This window comes from Flavobacterium sp. (assembly GCF_043760115.1).
In the GTDB taxonomy this organism is placed as follows: Bacteria; Bacteroidota; Bacteroidia; order Flavobacteriales; family Flavobacteriaceae; genus Flavobacterium.
Map to the genome: position 1 here is coordinate 1 of NZ_JAYUPK010000153.1, position 24,072 is coordinate 24,072.

At 28.6% G+C, this 24,072-nt stretch carries 22 protein-coding genes; 6 read left to right on the forward strand and 16 right to left on the reverse strand.

The genetic code is table 11. From position 1 onward, the window contains the following. Positions 1-172: 172 nt before the first annotated feature. A complete protein-coding gene (locus ACH2BC_RS13090) occupies positions 173-433 on the forward strand; it encodes a helix-turn-helix domain-containing protein (RefSeq protein ID WP_395054452.1) in 261 nt (86 codons plus the stop codon). A gap of 6 nt (positions 434-439) precedes the next feature. On the opposite strand, the gene rpe is transcribed toward ACH2BC_RS13090, so the two are convergent. Both rpe and ACH2BC_RS13100 read right to left on the reverse strand, forming a co-directional pair. Then, positions 440-1,102: a ribulose-phosphate 3-epimerase gene (rpe, locus tag ACH2BC_RS13095; protein ID WP_395054453.1), complete on the reverse strand. Its 663-nt coding sequence runs from the start codon at positions 1,100-1,102 to the stop codon at positions 440-442. A gap of 478 nt (positions 1,103-1,580) precedes the next feature. Further along, complete coding sequence (locus ACH2BC_RS13100) at positions 1,581-2,444, reverse strand: RNA polymerase sigma factor RpoD/SigA (protein WP_007137700.1); 864 nt, start codon at positions 2,442-2,444, stop codon at positions 1,581-1,583. Positions 2,445-2,621: 177 nt separating this feature from the next. Here ACH2BC_RS13100 and ACH2BC_RS13105 point away from each other — a divergent pair, with 177 nt between their 5' ends. Together ACH2BC_RS13105 and ACH2BC_RS13110 are read left to right on the forward strand one after the other, a co-directional pair. Continuing rightward, positions 2,622-3,308: an LA_2272 family surface repeat-containing protein gene (locus ACH2BC_RS13105; protein ID WP_395054454.1), complete on the forward strand. Its 687-nt coding sequence runs from the start codon at positions 2,622-2,624 to the stop codon at positions 3,306-3,308. Positions 3,309-3,314: 6 nt separating this feature from the next. Continuing rightward, entirely contained in the window at positions 3,315-3,956 is a 642-nt protein-coding gene (locus ACH2BC_RS13110; RefSeq protein ID WP_395054455.1) for a CDP-alcohol phosphatidyltransferase family protein, read from the forward strand. Here the strand turns inward: ACH2BC_RS13110 and ACH2BC_RS13115 are convergent, their stop codons facing one another. The 5 genes from ACH2BC_RS13115 to ACH2BC_RS13135 all read right to left on the reverse strand — a co-directional run bounded on the left by ACH2BC_RS13115 (position 3,957) and on the right by ACH2BC_RS13135 (position 11,694). Further along, positions 3,957-5,681, reverse strand: a complete 1,725-nt coding sequence (locus tag ACH2BC_RS13115; protein ID WP_395054456.1) for a hypothetical protein — start codon at positions 5,679-5,681, stop codon at positions 3,957-3,959. Next, on the reverse strand, positions 5,669-6,889 hold the full coding sequence (locus ACH2BC_RS13120) for a DUF4249 domain-containing protein (RefSeq protein ID WP_395054457.1): 1,221 nt from the start codon (positions 6,887-6,889) through the stop codon (positions 5,669-5,671). The genes ACH2BC_RS13115 and ACH2BC_RS13120 overlap by 13 nt, the downstream gene beginning before the upstream one ends. 3 nt (positions 6,890-6,892) lie before the next feature. After that, positions 6,893-9,676: a carboxypeptidase-like regulatory domain-containing protein gene (locus ACH2BC_RS13125; protein ID WP_395054458.1), complete on the reverse strand. Its 2,784-nt coding sequence runs from the start codon at positions 9,674-9,676 to the stop codon at positions 6,893-6,895. A gap of 6 nt (positions 9,677-9,682) precedes the next feature. Beyond that, positions 9,683-10,417, reverse strand: coding sequence for a hypothetical protein (locus ACH2BC_RS13130; RefSeq protein WP_395054459.1), 735 nt, complete (start codon positions 10,415-10,417; stop codon positions 9,683-9,685). A gap of 158 nt (positions 10,418-10,575) precedes the next feature. Beyond that, positions 10,576-11,694 (reverse strand): YhcG family protein, encoded by a 1,119-nt coding sequence (locus ACH2BC_RS13135; protein WP_395054460.1) that lies wholly within the window; start codon positions 11,692-11,694, stop codon positions 10,576-10,578. A 466-nt stretch (positions 11,695-12,160) separates the two neighbouring features. On the opposite strand from ACH2BC_RS13135, the gene ACH2BC_RS13140 reads away from it, so the two are divergent. After that, the gene (locus ACH2BC_RS13140; protein WP_395054461.1) at positions 12,161-14,074 is read left to right on the forward strand and encodes a T9SS type A sorting domain-containing protein; all 1,914 of its coding nucleotides are present in this window, start codon (positions 12,161-12,163) and stop codon (positions 14,072-14,074) included. 400 nt (positions 14,075-14,474) lie between these two features. On the opposite strand, the gene ACH2BC_RS13145 is transcribed toward ACH2BC_RS13140, so the two are convergent. The 9 genes from ACH2BC_RS13145 to ACH2BC_RS13185 all read right to left on the reverse strand — a co-directional run bounded on the left by ACH2BC_RS13145 (position 14,475) and on the right by ACH2BC_RS13185 (position 23,020). Then, positions 14,475-15,128 carry a hypothetical protein gene (locus ACH2BC_RS13145; RefSeq protein ID WP_395054462.1) on the reverse strand — a complete coding sequence of 218 codons (654 nt, stop codon included), beginning with the start codon at positions 15,126-15,128 and terminating at the stop codon, positions 14,475-14,477. A gap of 163 nt (positions 15,129-15,291) precedes the next feature. Next, positions 15,292-15,999 carry a DUF3291 domain-containing protein gene (locus ACH2BC_RS13150; protein WP_395054463.1) on the reverse strand — a complete coding sequence of 236 codons (708 nt, stop codon included), beginning with the start codon at positions 15,997-15,999 and terminating at the stop codon, positions 15,292-15,294. Positions 16,000-16,036: 37 nt separating this feature from the next. Further along, on the reverse strand, positions 16,037-16,972 hold the full coding sequence (locus tag ACH2BC_RS13155) for a class I SAM-dependent methyltransferase (protein ID WP_395054464.1): 936 nt from the start codon (positions 16,970-16,972) through the stop codon (positions 16,037-16,039). 87 nt (positions 16,973-17,059) lie between these two features. Next, positions 17,060-17,539: a sterol desaturase family protein gene (locus ACH2BC_RS13160; protein ID WP_395054465.1), complete on the reverse strand. Its 480-nt coding sequence runs from the start codon at positions 17,537-17,539 to the stop codon at positions 17,060-17,062. Position 17,540: 1 nt separating this feature from the next. Further along, complete coding sequence (locus ACH2BC_RS13165) at positions 17,541-18,167, reverse strand: carotenoid biosynthesis protein (protein WP_395054466.1); 627 nt, start codon at positions 18,165-18,167, stop codon at positions 17,541-17,543. Further along, positions 18,164-19,636, reverse strand: a complete 1,473-nt coding sequence (crtD, locus tag ACH2BC_RS13170; RefSeq protein WP_395054467.1) for a 1-hydroxycarotenoid 3,4-desaturase CrtD — start codon at positions 19,634-19,636, stop codon at positions 18,164-18,166. The genes ACH2BC_RS13165 and crtD overlap by 4 nt, the downstream gene beginning before the upstream one ends. 229 nt (positions 19,637-19,865) lie before the next feature. Further along, positions 19,866-22,016 carry a polyribonucleotide nucleotidyltransferase gene (locus ACH2BC_RS13175; protein ID WP_395054468.1) on the reverse strand — a complete coding sequence of 717 codons (2,151 nt, stop codon included), beginning with the start codon at positions 22,014-22,016 and terminating at the stop codon, positions 19,866-19,868. A gap of 173 nt (positions 22,017-22,189) precedes the next feature. Continuing rightward, complete coding sequence (gene rpsO, locus ACH2BC_RS13180; RefSeq protein WP_395054469.1) at positions 22,190-22,459, reverse strand: 30S ribosomal protein S15; 270 nt, start codon at positions 22,457-22,459, stop codon at positions 22,190-22,192. Positions 22,460-22,564: 105 nt separating this feature from the next. After that, positions 22,565-23,020, reverse strand: a complete 456-nt coding sequence (locus ACH2BC_RS13185) for a GAF domain-containing protein (RefSeq protein ID WP_395054470.1) — start codon at positions 23,018-23,020, stop codon at positions 22,565-22,567. A 72-nt stretch (positions 23,021-23,092) separates the two neighbouring features. Here ACH2BC_RS13185 and xrtF point away from each other — a divergent pair, with 72 nt between their 5' ends. Beyond that, positions 23,093-23,647 (forward strand): exosortase family protein XrtF, encoded by a 555-nt coding sequence (gene xrtF / locus ACH2BC_RS13190; RefSeq protein ID WP_395054471.1) that lies wholly within the window; start codon positions 23,093-23,095, stop codon positions 23,645-23,647. Beyond that, on the forward strand, positions 23,625-24,071 hold the full coding sequence (locus ACH2BC_RS13195) for an exosortase F system-associated protein (protein ID WP_395054472.1): 447 nt from the start codon (positions 23,625-23,627) through the stop codon (positions 24,069-24,071). The genes xrtF and ACH2BC_RS13195 overlap by 23 nt, the downstream gene beginning before the upstream one ends. The last annotated feature ends 1 nt before the right edge of the window (position 24,072 follow it).

The following is a 24,072-nucleotide window of genomic DNA, read 5'->3' on the forward strand; positions in this document are numbered from 1 at the left end:
CCAAATATACTAATAATTGATAACAAATAGAATGCCATTTTAATAAAGTGTTTCATAAGCTAATTGGTTTAGTGGTTAATAGTATAGAGTACTTATTTAGTTAAAAGGTTGGAATTAAATAAATTATTTCTCAAATATATAAATTAAATTTTAATAGCTCATACATGCGTTTATGATTTTTTTAATCAATGTTGAATTTTACATTGTGAATAATGTAAAAGATTTAGAATACATTAAAAGATTTGGCATCAATCTTAAACAAGTAAGAACTAGCAAAAAAATTTCGCAAGAAGTTTTAGCTTATTCTGCTGATATTCCTATTTCACAAGTTGGAAGAATTGAAAGAGGGGAAATAAACACTACTATTTCTAGCGTTAAAGCAATAGCTATTGCTTTAAATATTCAAATTAAAGAGTTGTTTGAATTTGAATAAATTTTTTTATAAAGAAGTCATTTTCTTCAAATCAGCAATAGTTTGCGTTGGGTTTTCTGCTTTAAAAACATAATTTCCTGCAACTAGAACATCTGCGCCTGCATTTACAAGTTGTAATGCGTTTTTATCGGTAACGCCACCATCAATTTCTATAATTGTGGATGCGTTTTTTTTTGTAATTAAACTTTTTAGTTTTTCAATTTTAGAATAAGTGTTTTCTATAAATGATTGACCTCCAAAACCTGGATTTACACTCATAATACAAACCATATCAATATCATTAATTACATCTTCTAGTAAATCTATGTTTGTGTGCGGATTCAAGGCAACTCCAGCTTTCATTCCTTCTGCTTTTATTGCTTGTAACGTTCTGTGAAGATGTGTGCAAGCTTCGTAATGTACAGTCAAAATATTGGCACCAAGATTGGCAAAAGTTTTTATGTATCTATCAGGATCAACAATCATTAAATGTACATCTATTGTTTTAGTTGCATGCTTAGTTATTGCTTCTAAAACAGGCATTCCAAAGGAAATGTTTGGCACAAAAACGCCATCCATAATGTCTATATGAAACCAATCGGCATCAGAATTGTTAATCATTTCGATATCGCGTTGCAAGTTGGCAAAATCTGCTGCTAGAATTGATGGTGCAATTATGGTATTTTTCATTTATGCTGAATTTAGTTCAGCATCTACTGATACTGAAATTAATTATGTTTTTTTCTGAAATTATTATTATTTCAGATTTTTTGATGTTTTACAAAGGTAAAATTTAATGTTGAATTAGTAGTATATTTTTAAATCAACTTCGTTTTGCGTGAAGGATAGAGCAATTGTTTGAGCTCTTTTTAAATTGTGGAACGTAGTGGAATAATTTAAAAAAGCGAGTGCGAAAGCATGACCTGTAGTTTCGTTTTTTTACGAGACGAAAGGTCACGCCCAAAAAAAATTTGTAAATTGGAATGAAATTTTAAAAGTCCTTCTCCATTGGAGAAGGATTTAGGATGAGGAAAAAAAAATAAAACTCCGGTAATCAGCCGGAGTTTCAATCATCAATCAAAAAACGAACAGTTAATCAGACTGTTGTTTGCTATTTAAATTCGAAATTCCAATGTAGAATTGGAATTTGGAATTTTTATATTGGAATTTATCCCAAATAGGTTTTTAAAATTTTACTTCTTGAGGTATGTTTTAATCTGCGAATTGCTTTTTCTTTAATTTGTCTAACACGCTCACGAGTTAAATCGAAAGTTTCTCCAATTTCTTCTAATGTCATTGGGTGTTGATCGCCAAGACCAAAATACAAACGAACTACATCGGCTTCTCTTGGAGTTAGTGTTTCTAAGGAACGCTCAATTTCTGTACGTAAAGATTCGTGAATTAATTCTCTGTCAGGATTTGGCGATTCTCCAGAACGTAAAACGTCGTAAAGATTAGAATCTTCTCCTTCTACAAGTGGTGCATCCATTGAAAGGTGACGTCCAGAATTTTTCATAGATTCTTTTACGTCATTCACTGTCATATCTAGTTCTTTCGCAATTTCTTCAGCACTTGGCGGACGTTCGTTAGATTGCTCTAATAAAGCATACATCTTGTTAATTTTATTGATAGAACCAATTTTATTTAATGGCAAACGAACTATACGAGATTGCTCAGCCAAAGCTTGAAGAATCGATTGACGAATCCACCAAACAGCATAGGAAATGAATTTGAAACCACGAGTTTCATCAAATCGTTGTGCGGCTTTTATCAATCCTAAATTTCCTTCATTAATTAAATCTGGAAGTGTTAATCCTTGATTTTGGTATTGTTTAGCCACAGAAACTACGAAACGTAAATTGGCTTTCGTCAATTTTTCTAACGCTTTTTGGTCACCAGCTTTTATCTTTTGAGCTAATTCTACTTCTTCATCGGCAGTAATCAAATCTACTTTACCAATTTCTTGTAAGTATTTGTCTAAGGAAGCAGTTTCACGATTAGTTACCTGCTTGGTTATTTTGAGCTGTCTCATTGTATGTGTCTCCTTTAATTAAAGTGTTCAAGTTATTATACGTAATCAAGTTACAAAAAGTTACAAAAAAATAAATTTTTTTAAAAATTTGTCCAGATTTATTTAAATTCTATTATTTAGGACGTTGGTTTTTATAGATTTTTTGAGATTTGTCGGATAATTTAAAAACACCTAAAAATGAAAACGAAATACATATTATTCATGGTACTAATATCAATTAAAGCTTTTTCTCAAATTGAAATTTGTACAGATTCTCTTAAAACTAAACATTTTAGTTTTTCTCCAATGTCTCCAAAAGTTGGTTTAGTTAACGGATTTGTTTTTGGAGTTGGACATTATGATGGTCCAAGAATTAAAATGCAAAAGATAAATGGAATTAACTTAGAGGTTAGTCCAATTTCGATAGCATTGATTTCTTTTGGAATTAATATTCCTATTGAAGGTTTAGTGGTAGGAATAAATGATGGAACATTACAAAATTCACCATATTCAATTTTAGATGAGAATACAATTCTTAAAATTAATGGATTAAATATTAGTTCTGGCGGTTTTATGTTTGGAGCAGAAGTTAATGGAATTAATATATCTATTTTAACAAAAATTAATAAAATGAACGGACTTTCTATTAATGGTAGCGTTATTGGAACAAATAAATTTAATGGTGTTTGTATTTCTGGTATTGCTAATATTTCTGATTATGGAAATGGTTTACAAATAGCAATTTCAAATGTTTCTAGAAATGATAATGGAATACAAATAGGACTTTTTAATTATTCTAAAAACTTAAGAGGTTTTCAATTTGGATTATGGAATACAAATGGAAAAAGAAAACTTCCTTTTATAAACTGGCAATTTAAAAATTAGAAATTTATGAAACTATCTTTATTACTTTTAGAACTCTTTATTATGAAAGCAAAAACACCTTTATTATTAATTATTTTCAGATTAGTTTTAGGTCCAATTTTAATTGGATTAACCTATAAATACGGAAACACAATTAGAACAGAATTGGTAATTCTAATAATTTTAGGATTATTATCTGATATTTTTGACGGAATTATTGCCAGAAAAATGAATGTTTCGTCAGAAAAATTTAGACGAATGGACAGTCAAACCGATTTGGTTTTCTGGCTTTGCGTAAGTTGGTGCGCTTGGTTATTAAATCCAGAAATTATAAAAAACAATACTTTTTCTATATCATTATTGATTGCTATGGAAGTTTTGACGTATGTTTTTAGCATTTCAAAATTTGGAAAAGAAACGTGCACACATGCTTTACTTTCTAAACTTTGGGGTTTAACATTGCTTGTTGCTTTTGTATCAATAATTGGTTTTGGATATGGCGGATTATGTTTGTATATAGCAATAGTATTCGGAATAATTGGTCACATTGACGTGTATTTAATTATCTATTTTTTGCCAAAATGGGAACACGATGTTCCAAGTTGTTACCACGCTTATTTAATTAAAAAAGGCGTTTCAATATCTAGAAATAAATTGTTTAATGGATAATTATTTTACTTCGAAATTCTTTGTAACAGAAATTGGTATGCCATTTACAGAAAAACCTTCCAATACAATTTCAAAAGTTCCAGAACTATCTGAGGTGAAAAATTCTATATTATTTTCATTGGTAGCAATAGAATAATCAGGAATCCAAAGCAATTGATTTCTATAATCTGGAATTCTGTTATTGATATTATTTCCATCATAAACTTGTTTGAAATAAACTTTCTTAGGTTGCGGAATTTGAATTTTAGTTTGTACTAAATAATCTCCTTTTATTGAATTAACGTAATCGTAATTTTTAGTAATAAAACTTACAAAGCCATTGTATAATTTTCCTTGATAAAAATATCCTTTATTATAGACTATAACTTTATAAATATTGGAAGTTTTATATTCGAATAATTCATTTAAATCTTGAAGAATTAATCCGTCTATAAGTACAAGTGAATTTTCTTTTAAATCGGTATTGGGATCATAATCAACCAAATAAATAGAATATTTTTTTCGTTTTTTCTCAAAATGGACTTCTTTCAAGATCTCAGTTATAGTTTCTTCCATAGTTGAAAATCTTGTAAAATTGTCTAAAATATATTCCTTTCCAACCGAATTATAAAATGGTAAAATGGGTGTTGTTTTAGCCAAACTATCTTGTTTTTTAGAGAAATAAGCATTCTCAACTTGACTTGCAATAGAACGTTCTTGCAAACTTATTTTTAAACTTTCATTGATAGAGAATTTAGGTAAAAATTGAACATTTGAAGTATCAAATTCATATTTATCATCTATTGAAATGGAATATTCCAATCGGTTATCATCTAGAATTTGAAAAATGAAATCTGAGTTTTTATATTTTTTATCGATATTGAAAATGAATATTCCGTCAGAATTGGTTTTTACAGTTTTAAATAAAAAGGATTCTCCAGGAATTGAAAGTGAAACATATTTGTTAGCAACAGAATTTAATGACTTTTTGGCTGTAATTTTACCCGAAATTAATTCACCACGAAGTTCGGGAAGAATTAATTCTGATTTTGTAGCTGTTGTGTTTTTTACATATGTTTTAGAAAAATTAATTGCATTGTATGATTCTGACGAAGGCAAATCTTGCTGTTTTCTTACTGAAATTGAATAATTTCCATTTAAAAACTCAGAAGAATTAGCTTTTAAATTAACTATTACTTTTTCTCTATTATTAAATGATTCTTTGTTTACTTGAAGCGTTACTTCATTATTTTCTGATGCTAATTTATTTGGATTTTCATAATTAGTTTCAGTTGTGCTATTATTTTCTGAATCAATTTGAAAAGGATTAATAATAATCAAATCCATTTGATAAGAATTAATAGTAGAATTGAGCATCCAATTGGTGTAAGCAATAAGTTTGTAATTTCCAGAAGATAGGTTAGGAGTTATAAAAAAATCGCTTTCTACAACACCATTTTCTATGAATAATTTGTGTTTAAAAACTACTTTTTTATTAGCATCTATTAATTGTAGATACGCAATTTTACTAATCTCACTAGTTGTAAAGCCAGATGTATTTATGCAATACATTTTATATAACAAAGTTTCTCCACTTACAAATGTTGATGCATTAGTATGTACAAATAAGGTTTCGTTTACAGAAAGTAAATTTTTAGAATTTGCAGTTTCAGCTTTTAATTGTGCAAAAGAACAAGAAAAGCTTACTAAAAGAATCGCTGTTAAAAGGTGTTTTAATCTATCCAAAATGAAGGTATTATATTAGATGAAAAAGAAGTGCAATCGCCACAAGGTGTTGGATATATTTCATAACTTTCATCATAAAATGAATAATAAACATAAGTTCCAGATGATAAAAGACTTAAAACTGTATATCCTTGACAAGTAAAGTCAAATGGCAAAAAACAAAATTTTAAAACATTTTCTTGAGGAGTTTCAGGATTAATTTCGCATTTGTATGGATATTTAGGAAGTGCTTCTCCAGGAAAAACATCATTATAATTAAAAAATATCCTTTTACTTGAAGCTGAAGAAACATCAAAAAAACCAATGACTTTTTCATCATTATTTTCAACACATTTTATATTTCCAGAAAAGAAGCCAGGTTGGTTTTGAGATAAAATACTTCCAGAACCAGAAATTTCTTTTAAAGTAGTGTAGAAAGTGTATGAAGCTAGGTTTTGCACGTATTGTTTAACTAAAATACTGTATCTATTGGCAATGGTGTAATCGCTACCTTTAATAAATCTAACAGAAAAATTCACTCTGTCTTCATTTAAATTATTGGTGCTTGTTAAAAGTAAATTATTCGATTTATCAGAAGAAAAACAAACTCTAGCTTCTGTTGTTCTCGGAATTAGATCTATAGTTCCAATTGGATTGGTTGGTGGAGTATAAGTTACAATCGCTTTTACTGGAACCCATTTTGGTGCAATAATTTTATAAGTTTCTTCATATTCATACCTGTAATATTTAGAAGTATTTGTTGGATCAAAACTTTTTACATTCATTGCAACGCCTCGAATGCCATCTTTAAAAGTAACTGTTGGAACTACATCTTGTATTGGATTTACCGTTGTAAGTGTTTCATTAGTTGATGTATATGATCTTCCGTTGTCTGTAATTACTAGTAATTTATACTGTTTTCCAGTTTCTGCTTGAAAAGGACTTATAGAAATATATCTGCCAGAATCATACTCAAATTCAAAAACTGTTCCGTCAGAATCTGTTACTGTTACAACTGCGTCATCAATTAATGTTGGACCGTTTTCTTCAAATTTATAAGTTTTAGAAACCTTAATTTCTTGGTTTTTTAACTCATTAGTAATTGTGGCTTCAATAACTACTGCTTCTTCATAATTATCGGTTCGAAGTACATACGGATCAGTACAACTAAAGAATAAAAACGAGAATAATGTAATTATTAAAATAGTATTTAGAAGTGATTTTTTCATAATCTAAAATTTAAAATTGTAAGTAATAGTCGGCACTGGTATAGAAAAAATAGATGTTTTAAATGCTTTTATTTTTCCGTCATCGGTAACAAAATATATAGAATAAGGATTATTTCTGCCCAAAACATTATATATAGAAATATTCCAAAAACCGTGAGCTAATTTTTTTAATTTATGATTTCCTTCTACGTTAAAACCAATATCCAACCTGTAATAATCTGGAATTCTAAATTGATTTCTGTCGCTGTACAAAGTATATTGTGCATTGCCATATTGATAACTTCCAATTGGATAAGTAATTGGTCTACCAGTTTGATAAATAAAATTGCTAGACATACTGTAACGTTTGGTAAATCTGTAATTTAAAACTAAACTAACATCGTGTGGTTTGTCAAAATTAGACGGAAAATAATCGCCATTGTTCACTTTTTCATCATTAAATTCACTGTCCAATTTAATAAAAGTTCTAGAATAGGTATAACCTAACCAACCATTTAAACGACCGCTATTTTTTTTAATTAAAAATTCAATTCCGTATGCTTTTCCTTCGCCTTGCAACAACTCTGTTTCTATATTTTCGTTTAATAATAATTGTGCGGCAACTTTATAATCTAAGAAATTTTTCGATTTTTTATAGTAACCTTCAATGCTAAATTCTAAATCTTTATCTAATAAATTTTTAAACAATCCCAAAGAAAATTGTTGACCAGATTGTGGTTTTACATTTAAATCTGACAATTTCCAAGTATCAGTTGGTGCTTGTGTTGTATTGCTAGATAGCAAATGAATGTATTGATAGGTTTTATCGTAACCCAATTTAATTGAAAAATCTTTTCCTATTAAATATCTTGCAGCAATTCTTGGTTCAAATCCGCCATAAGATTGTATAACTTCATTGTTATTATAATTTTTTATTTCTATTACAGATGCATCATTTAAAGGAACATTTTCTTGATAAATTCGTTGGCTTGATTTTCCAAGAGCCGAAAAATTAGAATATCTAACGCCAAAATCTAATAACAACTTTTTATTTACTTTAAAATTATCCGAAATAAATACTGCCGACTCTAATCCTCGTTCTTTTTCAACATCAACTGGTTTAATAGATGAAATAGCATTTTTAGCTTCTAGAAAACCTGGATTAATTCCGTATAATTTACTAGAAATTCCATAAGTAAATTTGTGTTTTTCACTAAAAGTATAATTCAATTTTAGTATGGCTTGTGTTTCATTAATTTTATAACCAAAGTCAAACGATTTTAAATTATCGGTATTATTATCATAATCAATATTAAATTTATATTCACTGTTTGTAAATACAATTGCACCTTTGTTTTTTTCGTTAAAAGTGTGCTCATATTTTAAAGAAACCATTCGATTACTGTAATTATAAATTGAATCTGACGAAATACTAAACACATCGTTACTAAAATAAGCAGTAGATTCTAAATTATTTTTGGCATTAAATTTATGGTTGTATTTTATAATTCCGTCATAAAACGATGCTTTACTTTTCTTTAATGTTTCTTCTTTTAAAGATCTTAAAATCCAACCAGAATAAGTTGCTCTTGCACCAACTAACAAGCTAGATTTGTCTTTAATAATTGGAGTGCTCAATGCTAAATTACTTGTAACAGGACCAATTCCACCTTCGCCAGAAAATTTAGTTGGATTTCCGTTTTTAGAAGTAATATCAAATACTGAAGAAAGTCGGCCACCATATTCTGCAGGAATACTTCCTTTATAAATAGTTGCACTTTTGGTTGTATATGGATTTACCGCTGAGAAAAACCCAAAAAAGTGAGCCGGATTATAAATTACACCATCGTCAAGAAGTATTAAATTTTGATCCTCTTTTCCGCCACGAACATTATATCCTGCTGAACCTTCACCAGTGGTTTTTATTCCAGGTAAAGTGGCTGCGACTTTAAAAATATCTCTTTCGCCAAGAATTAATGGAATGTTTTTTATGCCTTCAATATCAATTGTAATTACTCCAGAAACGGCCGATTTTACTTTTTCATTTTTCTTGCCATCTATAACAACTTCATCTAAAACATTATTGTTTTCTTCTAAATTTATGTTTAATGTTCCATCTTGATACAAAATAACTTTTCTACTACTTTTTTTATGATTAACATAACTTGTTTCTATAAAATTTACTCCAGATGAAAGTTCAATAGTATAAAAACCAGAATCATCTGTTGTGGTATTGGTTGCTTTATTTTGCACTTTTATAAATACATTTGATAAAGGTTCGTTGGTTTTAGAATTTTTAATATAACCAGATAAAATAAATGTTTTTTTATCAGATTTTAATGTTTGTTTACCAATAAAAACAATTTTATCATTGTCTTTTTTATTTCTACTTATGGTGTCGTATTGTTTGTAAAATATGGGTTTTTCTATTTCAATTTTATTATTTGTAACTGTTTTTTTTAAAGTATCACCAAAATAATTATCTGGAAGTTTATTGTAAATAACACTGTTTTTGGTTAAAATTACTTTGTTTTTATCTATAAAATAATTCAACTCAGAAGTGCTTAAAACGTCATCAAGAATAGTGTTTAAAGTTGTATTTGTATAATTTTCAGAAATCAATTTATCATTAGCAACCAACCAATCTTCTATAAAGAAGAATTTGTAATTAGAGTTTTTTTCAATGATTTCAATAACCGTTTTTATTGTCGCATCTTTAAAAGATACAGAAATTTTTTCTGAGTTTTCTTGTGCATTAATTGTAAACGATAAAAATAAAAAGGTAATAAGAATTTGTATTTTTTGCATATAAATTTATTTCAAATTGGCGTTTATCATACTAAATAGCTTTTCGTAAAACTCTGTTTTATTAGTTCTTTCTAAATAATCATTATTGATATAAAAAGCATCTATATTTTCAGTTAATTGAGGAAAAAGTGTTGTACTATTTTTTTTAGAATTTATTTCATAATAAACATCATTATAATAAATTAAAAAGGAGTTTGATGCTTCAAAATCGTCATTGGTTTTATCTCCATTGATAAAATTTCTTTTGCTTTTTAAGTGTTTTATGTATAAAATAACATTTGAATTAACCAATTTCTCTTCGTAAAAACCATTTACAAAAACTGGAAGGTTGGTAGTTTTATAATTTAAATTTATAAATTTTTTAGAATTAATTGTAAAGTATTCTATGTTTTCTTTTAAAGCAATAATTTGTCTTCTGTCATTAACGCCAAGCGGTTTTATAATTACATCATCGTTTAAAACATCGTAATTTAATGTGACATCATTATAAATTTGATTGTCAAATTGGACACTATTATTTTCAAAAATTGTGCTATAAAATCTATCAATTCCATTTATTGGTTTGTCATAATTTAGTAATAATTTACCATTATTAATTTCTAAATTTTCTTTTGCTATTGCGTTGTCAAACCATTTATATAATTCTGTTGTATTAGTGTTTTGACTGTAACAGAATAAGTTACTGGTTAAAATTAACAGTATTAATAGTTTTGAAGAGTTTTTATTAAGAATAATAGTCATAGTAAAATGATTTATCAATAAATTATAGTATAATGCTGTTATTTGTTGAATATTTTTTAAAAGTAAGTAAATACTTTCGATTAAAAAAAATATTATTATTAAATAAAAAATACCAAGTCAAAAAAAATAAAATTATAATATAAAAAGGTGTACAGAATTCAAATTATTTCACTCAAATTTTTCAATTCTTCTTCTATATCTTGAATTGAAGGTAAACTTCCTTTAAATTGTTCTGGAAGTATTTTTAATAATTCGTATTCAGATATTCCTATTGGTTTTTTAATTCCTCGCAAAGAATATTCAGCTTCTATGGTGTTTTTGGTTTTACAAATAATCATTCCTATCGTTGGATTATCACTTTCATGTTTCATTTGGTCATCAATAAGATTTAGGTAGAAGTTTAACTTGCCTGCAAATTCTGGTTCAAAATCGACCACTTTTAAATCTATGACAATAAAACAGCGCAACTTTAAATGATAAAATAGCAAATCTATTCTATATTCTTTAGCCGCTAATTGTATAGGAAATTGTTTGCCTACGAATGAAAATCCAGTTCCGAGTTCTAATAAAAATTGGGTTATGTTGTGGGTTAGTGCTTTTTCTAAATCGTTTTCATTGTACTTTTCGGTCATTTGTAGAAAGTCAAAACTATAAGGATCTTTCATTATTTCGTTTGCCAAATCAGATTGCAATTTGGGTAATGTTAACTCAAAGTTGTTAACTGCTTTTCCTTGACGATTGTAAAGGTTACTTTCTATTTGATGTAATAATACTGCTCGACTCCAATTGTTTGTTATTGTTTGTTGGATGTAGAATGTAGCTTCGGTAAGATTTTTTATTTTTTTTAAAATTAAAATATGATGACCCCATGGAATTTTATCTGCAATTTGATTTAAATTTAATTCATTTTTATTTTTACGAACAACTTGTTCGTTATTTGTGGTTTCAGGATTTTTTAATTCACGAACAGCTAGTTCGGAAATTGTAAATTCATTAATATAAAACAAATAAAATACTTTCATATAACGTAGATTATCTGACGAAAATCCACCAATGTCAGGAAATTCCAATTTCAAATCTTTACTTAACTGGTCTATAAAACCAGAACCCCATTTTGAATTTTCTTGTTTTTCAACAATTTGTTTGCCTAAATCCCAATACAATAGTATCAATTGACTGTTAACAGCCAAAGCTGCTTTTATTTGACTTTGCTTAATTTTTAATTTTAAATTGGATATCCAATTTTTATAATCTATGCTTTTAATTAGTTCACTCATAATAATGTATTTGAAATTCAAAATTAATGAAAATAACGTTAACATTTTTAAGGCAAAAAACCCCAATTCAAGTGAATGATTTCGATTAAAAAATTATTTTATAAAAATGAAAATCTCAATTCATATAAATATTATGAAAATCTTAAAATTTTTAGTTGATTTTAAATACAATAATTAATTATACTTTTTCATAAAGTACAATTTTCTAAATGATGTTTTTTAATTTAATTACAATAAATTAATATAGCTTTACGAAGCATTTTTATTCTGTTACGATCACATTTTTAACTGTAATAAAAGTTGATTTTATTTGAATTTATGGGTTTTGGATGTGAAAATCAGTATATCGAAAAAAAATGCTTAAATAATATTCATTTTTAATACAGCCTTTTTTTGATTTTCATCGCTTGGTAGTAGAATGGTTACATTTATTATTTTATATTTGACATCCAAAACTTAAAATTTTATGAAAAAATTCTATATTACCCTAGTAACTTTTCTTTTTTTAGCAGTTGCCCATGCGCAGATTGTGAACATTCCTGATCCAGTTTTTAAGGCGAGATTGTTGGCTGCTAGTTCTAGTGATAATATTGCTTCGACTATAGAACCCAACGACAATGGTTACGTATCTACACACAATAAAATTGACATTAATAATGATGGAGAAATTCAGGTTAGTGAAGCACTTCTGATTAAGTTTCTTAGAGTACCTGCATCAAATATTATTGATGTAACAGGAGTAAATGCTTTTGTAAATTTAAAATATTTTAATTGTGCTAATAATCAAATATCAGATATTGATGTATCAGGTTTATCAAAATTAAGAATCTTATATTGTCATATTAATCAACTAAATTCCCTAAAAATAAAAAATAACAACCCTAATTCTTGGTTGACATTAGATTTTTTCACAAATGATAACATTGCTTATATTTGTACAGATGAAGATGATATAACATTTGTAAAGAACAGAGCACTGCTTTATGCTTATAATTATTGTAATGTAAACAGTTATTGCAGTTTTAACCCAGGCGGAACATTTTATACTATACAAGGGATTCAAAAAATTGATTTTAACAATAACGGATGTGATACTAATGATTCAAATTATCCAAATTTAAAATTCGATATTACTGATGGAACTGTTTCAGGAAGTATAATTTCAAACGTTTCAGGCAATTATTCAATACCTGTTCAATCTGGCACACACACAATAACTCCACAATTTGAAAATCCAACTTATTTTACTGTTTCTCCAGCTACTGCATCAGTTACTTTTCCAACTGCTACAAGTCCGTTTTCTCAAAATTTTTGTATAACGCCAAATGGTGTTCATCACGATCTTGAAGTGATCGTTATTCCGCTACTTCCAGCTCGTCCTGGTTTTGATGCTGCTTATAAAATTAAATACAAAAACAAAGGAAATATGTCTGAAACAGCAACTTTGGTTTTTAATTATAACGATGCCGTTTTAGATTATGTTGGGGCAACTTTAGCACCAATCACTCAAAATGTAGGTTCGCTTTCTTGGAATATTGGCACAATTGCACCTTTTCAATCGGGTGAATTTATTGTAACTTTAAATGTAAATTCTCCTATGGAAACTCCAGCCGTAAATGCTGGTGCTATTTTGAGTTATTCTGCAACAATAAATGGTTTAAATACTGATGAAACACCAATTGACAATACTGCTGCATTAAATCAAACGGTTGTAAATTCTTATGATCCTAATGACAAAACGTGTTTAGAAGGCAACACCATCAACCCAAGCATGATTGGAAAATATGTGCATTACAAAATTCGTTTTGAAAACACTGGTACTTTTCCTGCTCAAAATATTGTAGTAAAAGATATGATAGATGTTTCAAAATTTGATATTTCAAGTTTACAAATGATCGATGCTTCTCATAGTTGCACAACAAGAATAAGCGGCAACAAAGTAGAATTCATTTTTGAAAACATCAATCTTCCTTTTGATGATGCCAATAATGATGGTTATGTGGTTTTTAAAATCAAAACAAAATCAACGTTAGTCGTTGGAAACACCATTAGCAATCAAGCAAATATCTATTTTGATTATAATTTTCCAATTGTAACCAACACAGCAACTTCAACTTTTCAAGCATTGAATAATGATGCTTTTGTTTTTGAAAACGAGTTCGTTTTATACCCAAATCCTGCTAAAGATTTATTGCATATTGAAGTAAAAAACGAAATTGAAATGACGTCTATTTCAATTTATAATATGTTGGGACAAGTGGTTTTAACAACAACTAATCCTTCAAACACAATTGAGGTATCAAATTTAAAAACCGGTAACTACTTTATAAAAGTAACCACCGATAAAGGAACTACAACTAGCAAATTCGTAAAAGAATAAGCAAATTTTATAGAATAACAAGCCTTTCAGAAATGAGAGGATTTTTTGTTTTATTTATAAATTGGTTCTATCGCTAATTGTGGGTCAATAAAAATAAAGAAGAAATTTTAACCATTTAGATATTAAGGTTCATTAAGAGCTGTAAAACTTAATGAACCTTAATATCTAAATGGTTTAAAAAAAATGGCTTTAGTCTAAATAATATTTTATAAACCTTAAACCACTGATTACAAATATTTTTATATATTTTTTATGCTTTTTTGTAAGATTAAAATCCTTCTAATCTTTTAATTTGTGGCAAAAAATATTAGAAATAAATATAAATTCTTGACCATAGCCAAAAAAACGAAAACCCCAACTCAACTAAATGAATTGAGGTTTTAATTTACAAGTTATTATTTTATTCTAATTTTAAAATTTCTCCTTCAAATTCATTTGATAAAAAGGATTCTCTATCTAACCAATATTCAGATGTAATTAATTCAAAATTTAAATTGTTAGCTGTATTTAATTCCCAAATGATACTTTCAGCATCAGGAAAATCAGCATTCGTAGTCATTGGTTCATCAAACAATCTTCTTATAAGATTACTGTCATTTAATCCATTATTAAATGCTTTTAAAACATCCGATTTTGATAAGATTTCTAATTCATTTTTAGAAACTGAAAATTTTATTAAACTAGCTTTCGCATTGGGAAAAGTTCCATTAAACGCTTTATAAACCAACTGATTTATCGAAAATAAATGCTTGTGTAAATGAATTTCTGGATACTCTTCACAAACTTTATCAATAAGCATATCGTTAGAAATTTGTTCAATTTGACCTTCGTTTAAATCACTTGATAATTTGTAAGTAAGTACAATTTGAGCAGCTTTATTAGGTTCAAAATCACTAATTGCCATGAATAACATTTCTTGTAAATTTTCTGGATTGATTGATTTTCCATCGTCAAAACCAAATGCTTCTAGCAAGGCAATGTAATCTTCATTAGACCAATAATTGTTTATTTCATCTATAGAATAAATAGATTTAATTTCAATGTTCAATTTCATAAAATTTTATTTAATAATTATAAAGGTATCAATTATAAAAGCAAAACCCCAATTCAATTGAATGAATTGGGGAATTTTTATGATTTTTAAAAAATCTATTCCGTTTTAGGAGTAATTTTATTTTCTTCTCTTGGAGGAATTTATAAAAGTGCTTTTCTTAAAACTATGCATTCAACAAATTTTCTACATTTTTACCATTCCATTTTCCTGAAAATTTATAAGGAGTAAATCGTGCAAACAGTTCTTCTTTGTACCATTTGAGTTTTCTGGTTAGTCGTACAACTTCTTTGTGTTTTTCATTTTTATAAGCATAATCAATCATTTCGGCTTGTGTTTTCCAAATACTTAAGGTTGCTTGTTGTATCAATGGCCATTCGCCAACCCCAATTGAAAGTACCAATCCGTTGTAATCTTCCAAGCTTTTACTTACGTTACCAACTCTTCTCCAAAAAGAAATTAATTTTGAAATTCGAATACTCGCTCTGGTTAACACCATAACTGGTTTGTCTAACGCCAATGTTGCATGAGAAATAAATGGTTGCTTTCCGTCCCATTTTCCGTGTGCTTCTGCTGAATGTGCAAAAACAGTAAACGATTCGGTACTTTTAGACTTATATTTTTTAAAAAATGAATTATTTTCGAAAAATGCTGTTGCTTTCGCTTCTGAATCCCAAATACATAATAACGCATACGTTCCAAAGTTTGGTTTTGAACTAAAACCATTTTCGGCTCCAGAACCTAAAAGTTTGTAAAATACTAATCCTTCGATATTTTTGAAATGTGCGTGTCCTAGTTGCATTTGCGCAAAAGCCCAAAATTTGTTGGAAAAATGTTCCAATTTAAAAAAAGTACAAGTTGTTATTTGGGTCATCCGTTTTTAATTTAATTTATTTCTATGGCAATTTAAATTATTTTTTTTCGACTATTAAAATTTGAATACCTAACGGAACTAGTTTTTCAAATAAAAAAATAGGCAAAGTAATTACTTTCAAAAAAACAAGCATCCAAAAATTTGGCGCCATACTTCCAGACCAATTAATGCCTTTCTTTTCCATTTTTCCAAGCCACCATAACGTGAAAGCGTCAAGTGTGCCGTATCGAAAATGTTGTATTATTTGCCATTTATCAGTTTTAAACAATTGGTCAAAACTTTTTTTAGAAAATAATGAAAGATGCCTCGGACTATGCCAACCTTGCCAATGCGATTTTTGTATTTTGGCACTCCAGCTTTTATAATCAGGCACTTCAATAATTAATCTTCCGCCAGGTTTTAAACATTTATAGAGCGTTTCAATAGTTTGATTTGGGTTGTAGTCGTGCTCAAGATAATGCCAAAGCGTAATTACGTCAAAAAGTGTAGAAGTCTTAAAATCTTCAATCGCAACTTTTTTAAGTGTTAAATCTTGATAGTTTGTTCCATTCCAACCAGAGTCAGAAAAATCGATTCCTGTACAATTTACCTTAGTTTTTTGATTTAATAGTTCTAAAAAACTAGGATTTCCGCATCCAACATCTAAAACACTATCATTTGATTCGTTTTTTTTAAGGTATTTTTTTACTAAATTGACTCGTTTTAAATCTAACGCTTTTTGACTATTTATTACAAAAGAACTGTATTTACCCCAAGCTTTTGCACCTCTGTAAGGCAGATAATTATCAGTATAGTAGTTATTTAATATTTCAAGAGTTACAGGATTTGTTAAAAAAACCGTTTCGCAATTGGCACAAAAATTAAAAATATAAAGCTCATTATTTGGTTCGTGCATTAACGCATTTGTAGATTTATAAAAAGAACTTTCGCTTTTTTTGCAAACGGTACAAGTAACTATATTTTCATCTTCCATTTAATGGTTTAAATTTATTATTTTGATATAAAACATTAGATTAAATGACACTTTTTAAATTAAAATTATACTTTTATTTTAATTTCATTAAGCTGATGCCAATCTAGATTGTTTTAATGCAGCTTGAATGTATTTTCTTTTAATAATTAACATTCCAAAACTTTCTCCACCTTCTTTTCCAATGTTTTTATGATGCATTTTATGAGCGCGACGCAACGCTAAAACATAAACATTTTTAGATTTTGTAAATACTTTAAATCGTTGATGAATTATTAAATCATGTACTACAAAATAGGCCAATCCGTAAAGCAGAATACCAAAACCAACCCAAGTGTACCAAGCAAAATTATTCATCATGCCAAACATAATAAGCAACCAACTTGGAACGGCATAAATTATAAAAAAAAGGTCATTTCGTTCAAACCAACTTTTATGGTCTTTTTTGTGATGATCAGCATGAAAATACCACATAAAACCATGCATGATGTATTTGTGATTTGCCCAAGCTGAAAACTCTGTCAAAATAAAAGTGACTAAAACAATGCCTATACTAACTACTATTTCCATGTTAAATAAATATAAATAAAGAGGTAAAAAATATAATTTGCAATAGTAAAACGACTGACGATACTTTACTGTTTCCTTTTATTATCCAAGGATAAAAAAAATAGGATGTAAAAAAGACAACTCCAATCCAACCTAAATAATTATGTAATCCAGGCAATCCACCTTCAAATTTCCAAAAATCAAGTTTTTGAGCCACTTGCTCAATTATTAAATCAATAAAAGTAACTACAAAAGCTGTAACACTGATGACTATAAATTTATTATTAAAAACTTTGCTTACAGTTACAATTCCAGCACAAATAAGCATTGCCCAATTGATAGATATAATTAAAGGAACATCGAATAATTTGAAACCTAAACCATTTCCGTACGAATAATTGCCAAATAGCAAACCTGTTTTTATACCAATCAATTCAATAATATAGCCCAAAACTGCGATAGAGAAAAATGCTAAAATATATTTTTTATCAGATATTGGTTGATGAATCAAAAAAACAAAACAAGTAAATAGCAAAGTATAAGGTGTAAAAGGACTAAAAAATGTTGGATTAACAACAAATCCAATTGAACCAGATACATATACTAGTATTAAAAAATATAAAAAATAGGATTTGTACGTTTCTTTCATTTCTTTACTCGGTCTACAATAAGTTGACTTGCAATTTTTGCACTTAAAAGGCACAATGGAATTCCGCCACCAGGATGCACACTTCCGCCAACAAGGTACAAATTTTTAATACTTGACGAAAAGTTTGCGTGTCTTAAAAAGGCGGCAAACTTATTATTGCTTGAGTTTCCATAAAGTGAACCACCATACGAAGAAGTTTGATTTTCAATATCAACTGGACTCAAAGTGCTTTCTGTAACAATAAACTGTTCGATATTTGTTCTCAATATACTATTAATTTTTTCAACAACATTTTTTCTAATATCGATTGCGTATTCAATAGTACTATTTTTATTATGCGGCACATTTACCATTACAAACCAATTCTCACAACCTTCTGGAGCATCATCTTTACAATATTTGGATGTTATATTAATGTAAATAGTAGGATCATCGGTTGGAAACTGTTTCGAAAACAAGTAATCAAATTCTTTTTTATAATCGTCACTAAATAAAATATTATGAAGTCCTAATGCTGAAAACTCTTTGTTAATTCCCCAATAAAAAACATAAGCACTACTTGATTTTTCTTGTTGAATTAATTTTGTAGGCGTAAATGAACAAGGTAATAAATGTTTGTAAAGTACTCGAATATCTACATCACTTGCCACAATATCAAAAGGGTAATTCACTCCATTACTTTTAATGTAATTTATACGATTATTAGAACCTATTTCTAAAGCTTCAACGGTTTCATTATATTTAATTTCTACTCCAGCATCTTCGGCTAAATGAACCAAATGGTTTGTAATTTGATGCATTCCTTTAAGCGGAAGATAAGCGCCAAGATTGAATTCTAAATGCGAAATCATATTCATTAAAGCAGGCGCTTTATAAGGATTTGAACCGTTATACGTTGCGTAACGATTAAAAAGTTGTATTGTTTTAGGATTAGAAAATGTTTGTTTATTTTTTTTATGCATTGTACTAAATAATCCTAAAAAAGGAGATAATAAAATGCCTTTTACCGTTTTTAGATTTATAAAATTTTTAATTTGATGCAATGATTGTTTCATAAATAAATCTTCTGTGGTTTTAAAATAAAATTCATTGCGTTTAATGTGTTTTAAAACTGATTCTTTTTTTTCGTCTAATTTTGAATGAATTTCTTGCGCAAAATCATCAATATTGGAAGATGCTTTTAATTGCGTTCCATCTGTATAAAAATAATTGGTTATAACTTCTAATTTCTGATATTCAAATTTATGCTTGCTGCTTTGTAAATTTGTTAATTCGTCGATTAGAAAAGGCATAGTGAGCAATGATGGTCCTTTATCAAATCGAAATCCGTTGAGTTTAAGTTCGCTTAACTTACCGCCAGCATAACTATTTTTCTCAAAAACGGTTACTTTAAAACCTAGATTAGCCAGTCGAATTGACAATGCAAGTCCGCCAATTCCAGCACCTATAATTCCTACGGTTTTAGTCATTTTTGAATAATAAATTTATGAACAAAATTAGATTTATTTAAAGACAGTAACCATAAAACAATAGTTAAAAATTTATCAATTAATATAGCCAATTTTTTCTTTTATTGGTTTAAAAATGAAGTTGAAAATTGGTTTTCTTTCAAAATTAAGCTTAAAAATTTTCGTCAATTTCAAAAAAAAATCCCGTTTGCATATACAAACGAGATTTAAAATATAGTAAAAAATGTGATTATTCCGCTTTTGGAGTAATTTTATTTTCTTCTCTTGGAGGTCTTGGTAAAAGTGCTTTTCTAGAAACTTTTTCTTTTCTAGTTTTAGGATCAACTCCTAAATATTTCACTTGAAAAACATCACCCATATTTACAACATCGGCAACATTTTCTGTTCTTTCCCAAGCTAGTTCAGAAACGTGTAATAAAACTTCGTTTCCTGGCGCATCAGTATATTCTACAACAGCCCCAAAATCTAACATTTTAATTACTTTCACTTCATAAGCTTCACCCATTTGTGGTTTAAAAATGATAGAATCAATTTTAGCTAATACTGCTGCAATTCCATCTGGATCAGTTCCAAGAATTTCTACAACTCCTTGTTCGTCAACTTCGTTAATTACAATTGTACAACCAGTAGTTTTTTGTAATTCTTGAATTACTTTTCCTCCAGGTCCAATTAATGCACCAATAAAGTTTCCAGGAATGGTACGCATAATAATTTTTGGAGCGTGAACTTTTACGTCTGAATTTGGTTTAGCCAATGTTTCAACTAATTTTGATAAGATATGTAAACGTCCATCACGAGCTTGAGCCAAAGCTTGCTCCATGATTTCATATTTTAATCCGTCAATTTTAATGTCCATTTGACAAGCTGTAATTCCTTCTGAAGTTCCAGTTACTTTGAAATCCATATCTCCTAAATGATCTTCATCACCAAGAATATCAGATAAAACAGCAAAACGATCACCATCTGTAATTAATCCCATTGCAATTCCAGAAACTGGACGAATCATTTGAATTCCTGCATCCATTAAAGATAATGTTCCAGCGCAAACTGTTGCCATTGAAGACGAACCGTTAGATTCTAATACTTCTGAAACCACACGAATTGTATAAGGACAATCGGCAGGAATCATATTTTTCAAAGCACGTTGTGCCAAGTTTCCGTGACCAACTTCTCTTCTTGAAGTTCCTCTTAAAGGACGAGCTTCTCCTGTTGAAAATGGAGGAAAATTATAATGTAAATAGAATTTTTCTTCACCTTGTTCGCTTGGTGAATCAATTTGGTTAGCTTCTCTAGATGTTCCTAAAGTTGCTGTTGCCAATGCTTGAGTTTCTCCACGAGTAAACAATGCTGAACCGTGAACTGATGGTAAATAATCTACTTCACACCAAATAGGGCGAATTTCGGTAGTTTTTCTTCCGTCAAGGCGTGTTCCTAAATCTAAAGTTACATTACGAACTGCTTCTTTGTTGACTTTGTAGAAATATTTTCCAACTAAATCGCCATTTTCAGCCAATTCTTCTTCTGTAAACAACGCTTTTACTTCTTCTTTAACTTCTGAAAATGCTGTTGAACGTTCTTGTTTAGCAGAACCTTTTCTTGCAATTTCATAAATTTTGTCATAAGCATAAGCTCTTACTTTAGCATGAATTGCATCATCGGTTTTTTCAGTTTCGTAAGTACGAACTTCTTTCTTTCCAAATGCATTTGCCAATCGTTCTTGAGCAGCAATTTGTACTTTAATATGTTCGTGAGCAAATTTAATTGCTTCTAACATTTCTGCTTCTGAAATTTCTTTCATTTCTCCTTCTACCATTGCGATAGAATCGGTTGAAGCACCAATCATCATATCAATATCTGATAATTCTAATTGTGCACGTGATGGATTGATGATAAATTTACCGTCAATTCTTCCAACTCTAGCTTCAGAAATCAATGTTTCAAATGGAATATCAGACAATGCCAATGCTGCTGACGCTGCTAATCCTGCTAGTGCATCTGGCATTACATCTTCATCATGACTCATTAACTGAATCATAACTTGAACTTCTGCATGATAATCACTTGGGAAAAGCGGACGCAAAACACGATCAACCAATCTCATTGTTAGCACTTCGTTATCGCTTGGACGTGCTTCTCTCTTGAAGAAACCTCCAGGAAAACGTCCTGCTGCTGCAAATTTTTCGCGATAATCTACCGTTAACGGTAAAAAATCGATACCTGGACTTGCTTTTCTAGACGATACAACTGTTCCTAAAATAACAGTTTTACCAATTCTTACTACTACAGAACCGTCAGCTTGTTTAGCCAAACGTCCTGTCTCGATTGTGATGCTTCTTCCATCACCTAAATCGATTTTTTCTACAAATAATTGTGGAATCATAAATTTAATTCTCTAAGTTAAACATGGGTTCTAGTTGTGTTGTTGTTGCGTAGTTATTGCCTAAAACCCAATGAAAAACTAAACTTTTTTTTTACCACAAACTCCAAAGGGATTTTTTTGGAACATTTTAATATATAAAAAAAAGAGGCGCAAAAGCACCTCTTAAATATGTATTATTTTCTAATACCTAATTCTTTAATCAACTCACGATATTTTACAACATCTTTCTTTTTTAAGTAATCAAGAAGACTTCTTCTTTTACCTACTAAAAGTACTAGTGAGCGTTCTGTATTATAATCGTGACGATTTTTTTTCAAATGCTCTGTTAAGTGTGAAATTCTGAATGTAAATAAAGCAACTTGTCCTTCTGTAGAACCAGTGTTTTCTGCTTTTCCTCCGTGTTTAGCGAAGATGTCTGTTTTAACTCCTTTAGTTAAGTACATGCTAATATTATTTAATGATTATTATGTATTGAAATAAGTGTTTCTTAATTCGTGTGCAAAAGTATAAAAAAATACCACGTATAATATATGAAATACGATTTATTTTTAAAATAATTTGGCAACTTCGCTATTTACAAATTCTAAAAATCGTTCGTCAGCTTCGGTAAATGGATCAATTGTATGCGAATCGATATCTATTTGACCAATATTTATTCCGTTTACAAATAACGGAACTACAATTTCAGATTTTACAGTTATGCTACAAGCTATGTAATTGTCTTGAGCAGTAACATCTGGAACTACAAAATTTTGGTTAGAATTGGCAACTTGTCCACATATTCCTTTTCCAAACGGAATTACGGTATGATCTGTTGCTGCACCAAAATAAGGACCAAGATGTAATGTTTTAGTTTCGTGATTGGCAAAATAAAATCCTACCCAATTATAATAAGGTACATTGTTAGATAAAAAAGTACAAATTTCCATTAATTTATCTTGTACTGCCAAATCATCATTTGCAATTATATCTGTAATATTTAGTTTTAAATCTTCTAAGTTCATTTTTAATAATTTTTATGCAAAAGTAATGATTGCTTTATCTTAGAATTATATAAATTTGTTAAAAATTTCATCTTGAAAAAATATCTAATAGAATACAAACCTTTTTTGCTTTTTTTGGCTAAGTTTTTTGTTGTATATTTATTTTTGACAATTGCTTACCAAAGTTATTTATCTCAATTTAACGAAAAAAACCATGAAGTTGATGGTTTTACAATTTTAGTTGCTAGTCAAACAGAATTTGTTTTAAATTTATTTGATGCTTCAACCTATTCAATGCCTAATTTAAAGGAAGCAAGTGTAAAAATATTTTTTCATAAAAAATGGGTTGGTCGCATAATTGAAGGATGCAATGCTTTGAGTGTTATAATTTTATTTATAAGTTTTATAATTGCCTTTACAGGTAAATTTAAAAAAACTATAGTATTTATTTTACTTGGAAGTAGTATAATTCACTTTTTTAATATTACTAGAATTGCCTTGTTGTGCGCTGCTTTGTATTATTATCCTCAATATCAAGAAGTACTTCACGGCGTAGTTTTTCCGTTGTTTATTTATGGAATTGTGTTTTTATTATGGGTTATTTGGGTTAACAAATTTTCGTTTTATGCTAAAAAAAATACTGAATAATAAAGTACAATTGTTTTTGGCAATAATTCTAATTCTTTTTTTAATTGCAATTAGAGCTTTTGAAGATGCTTTATTTTACGATCCCTTATTGGTTTATTATAAAAGTGAGTATGCCAATTTACCTTTGCCTAAAATTAATCAAATTAAACTTTTTTTAAGTTTGGGATTTCGATTTTATCTAAATTCGATATTGTCTCTAGCTTTACTTTATGTGCTTTTTAAAGATTTTAAAATTGTAAAATTCGCAACTTTTTTATATATTATTTTAGGTTCTATTTTACTTATAAGTTTTGTATTTGTGTATCATTTTTTTGGTGAAGAAAATAAAATGACATTGTTTTACATTAGAAGATTTATAATTCAACCATTATTTTTAATGTTATTTATTCCAGCATTTTATTATCAAAAGAAAATGGTAAAATAGA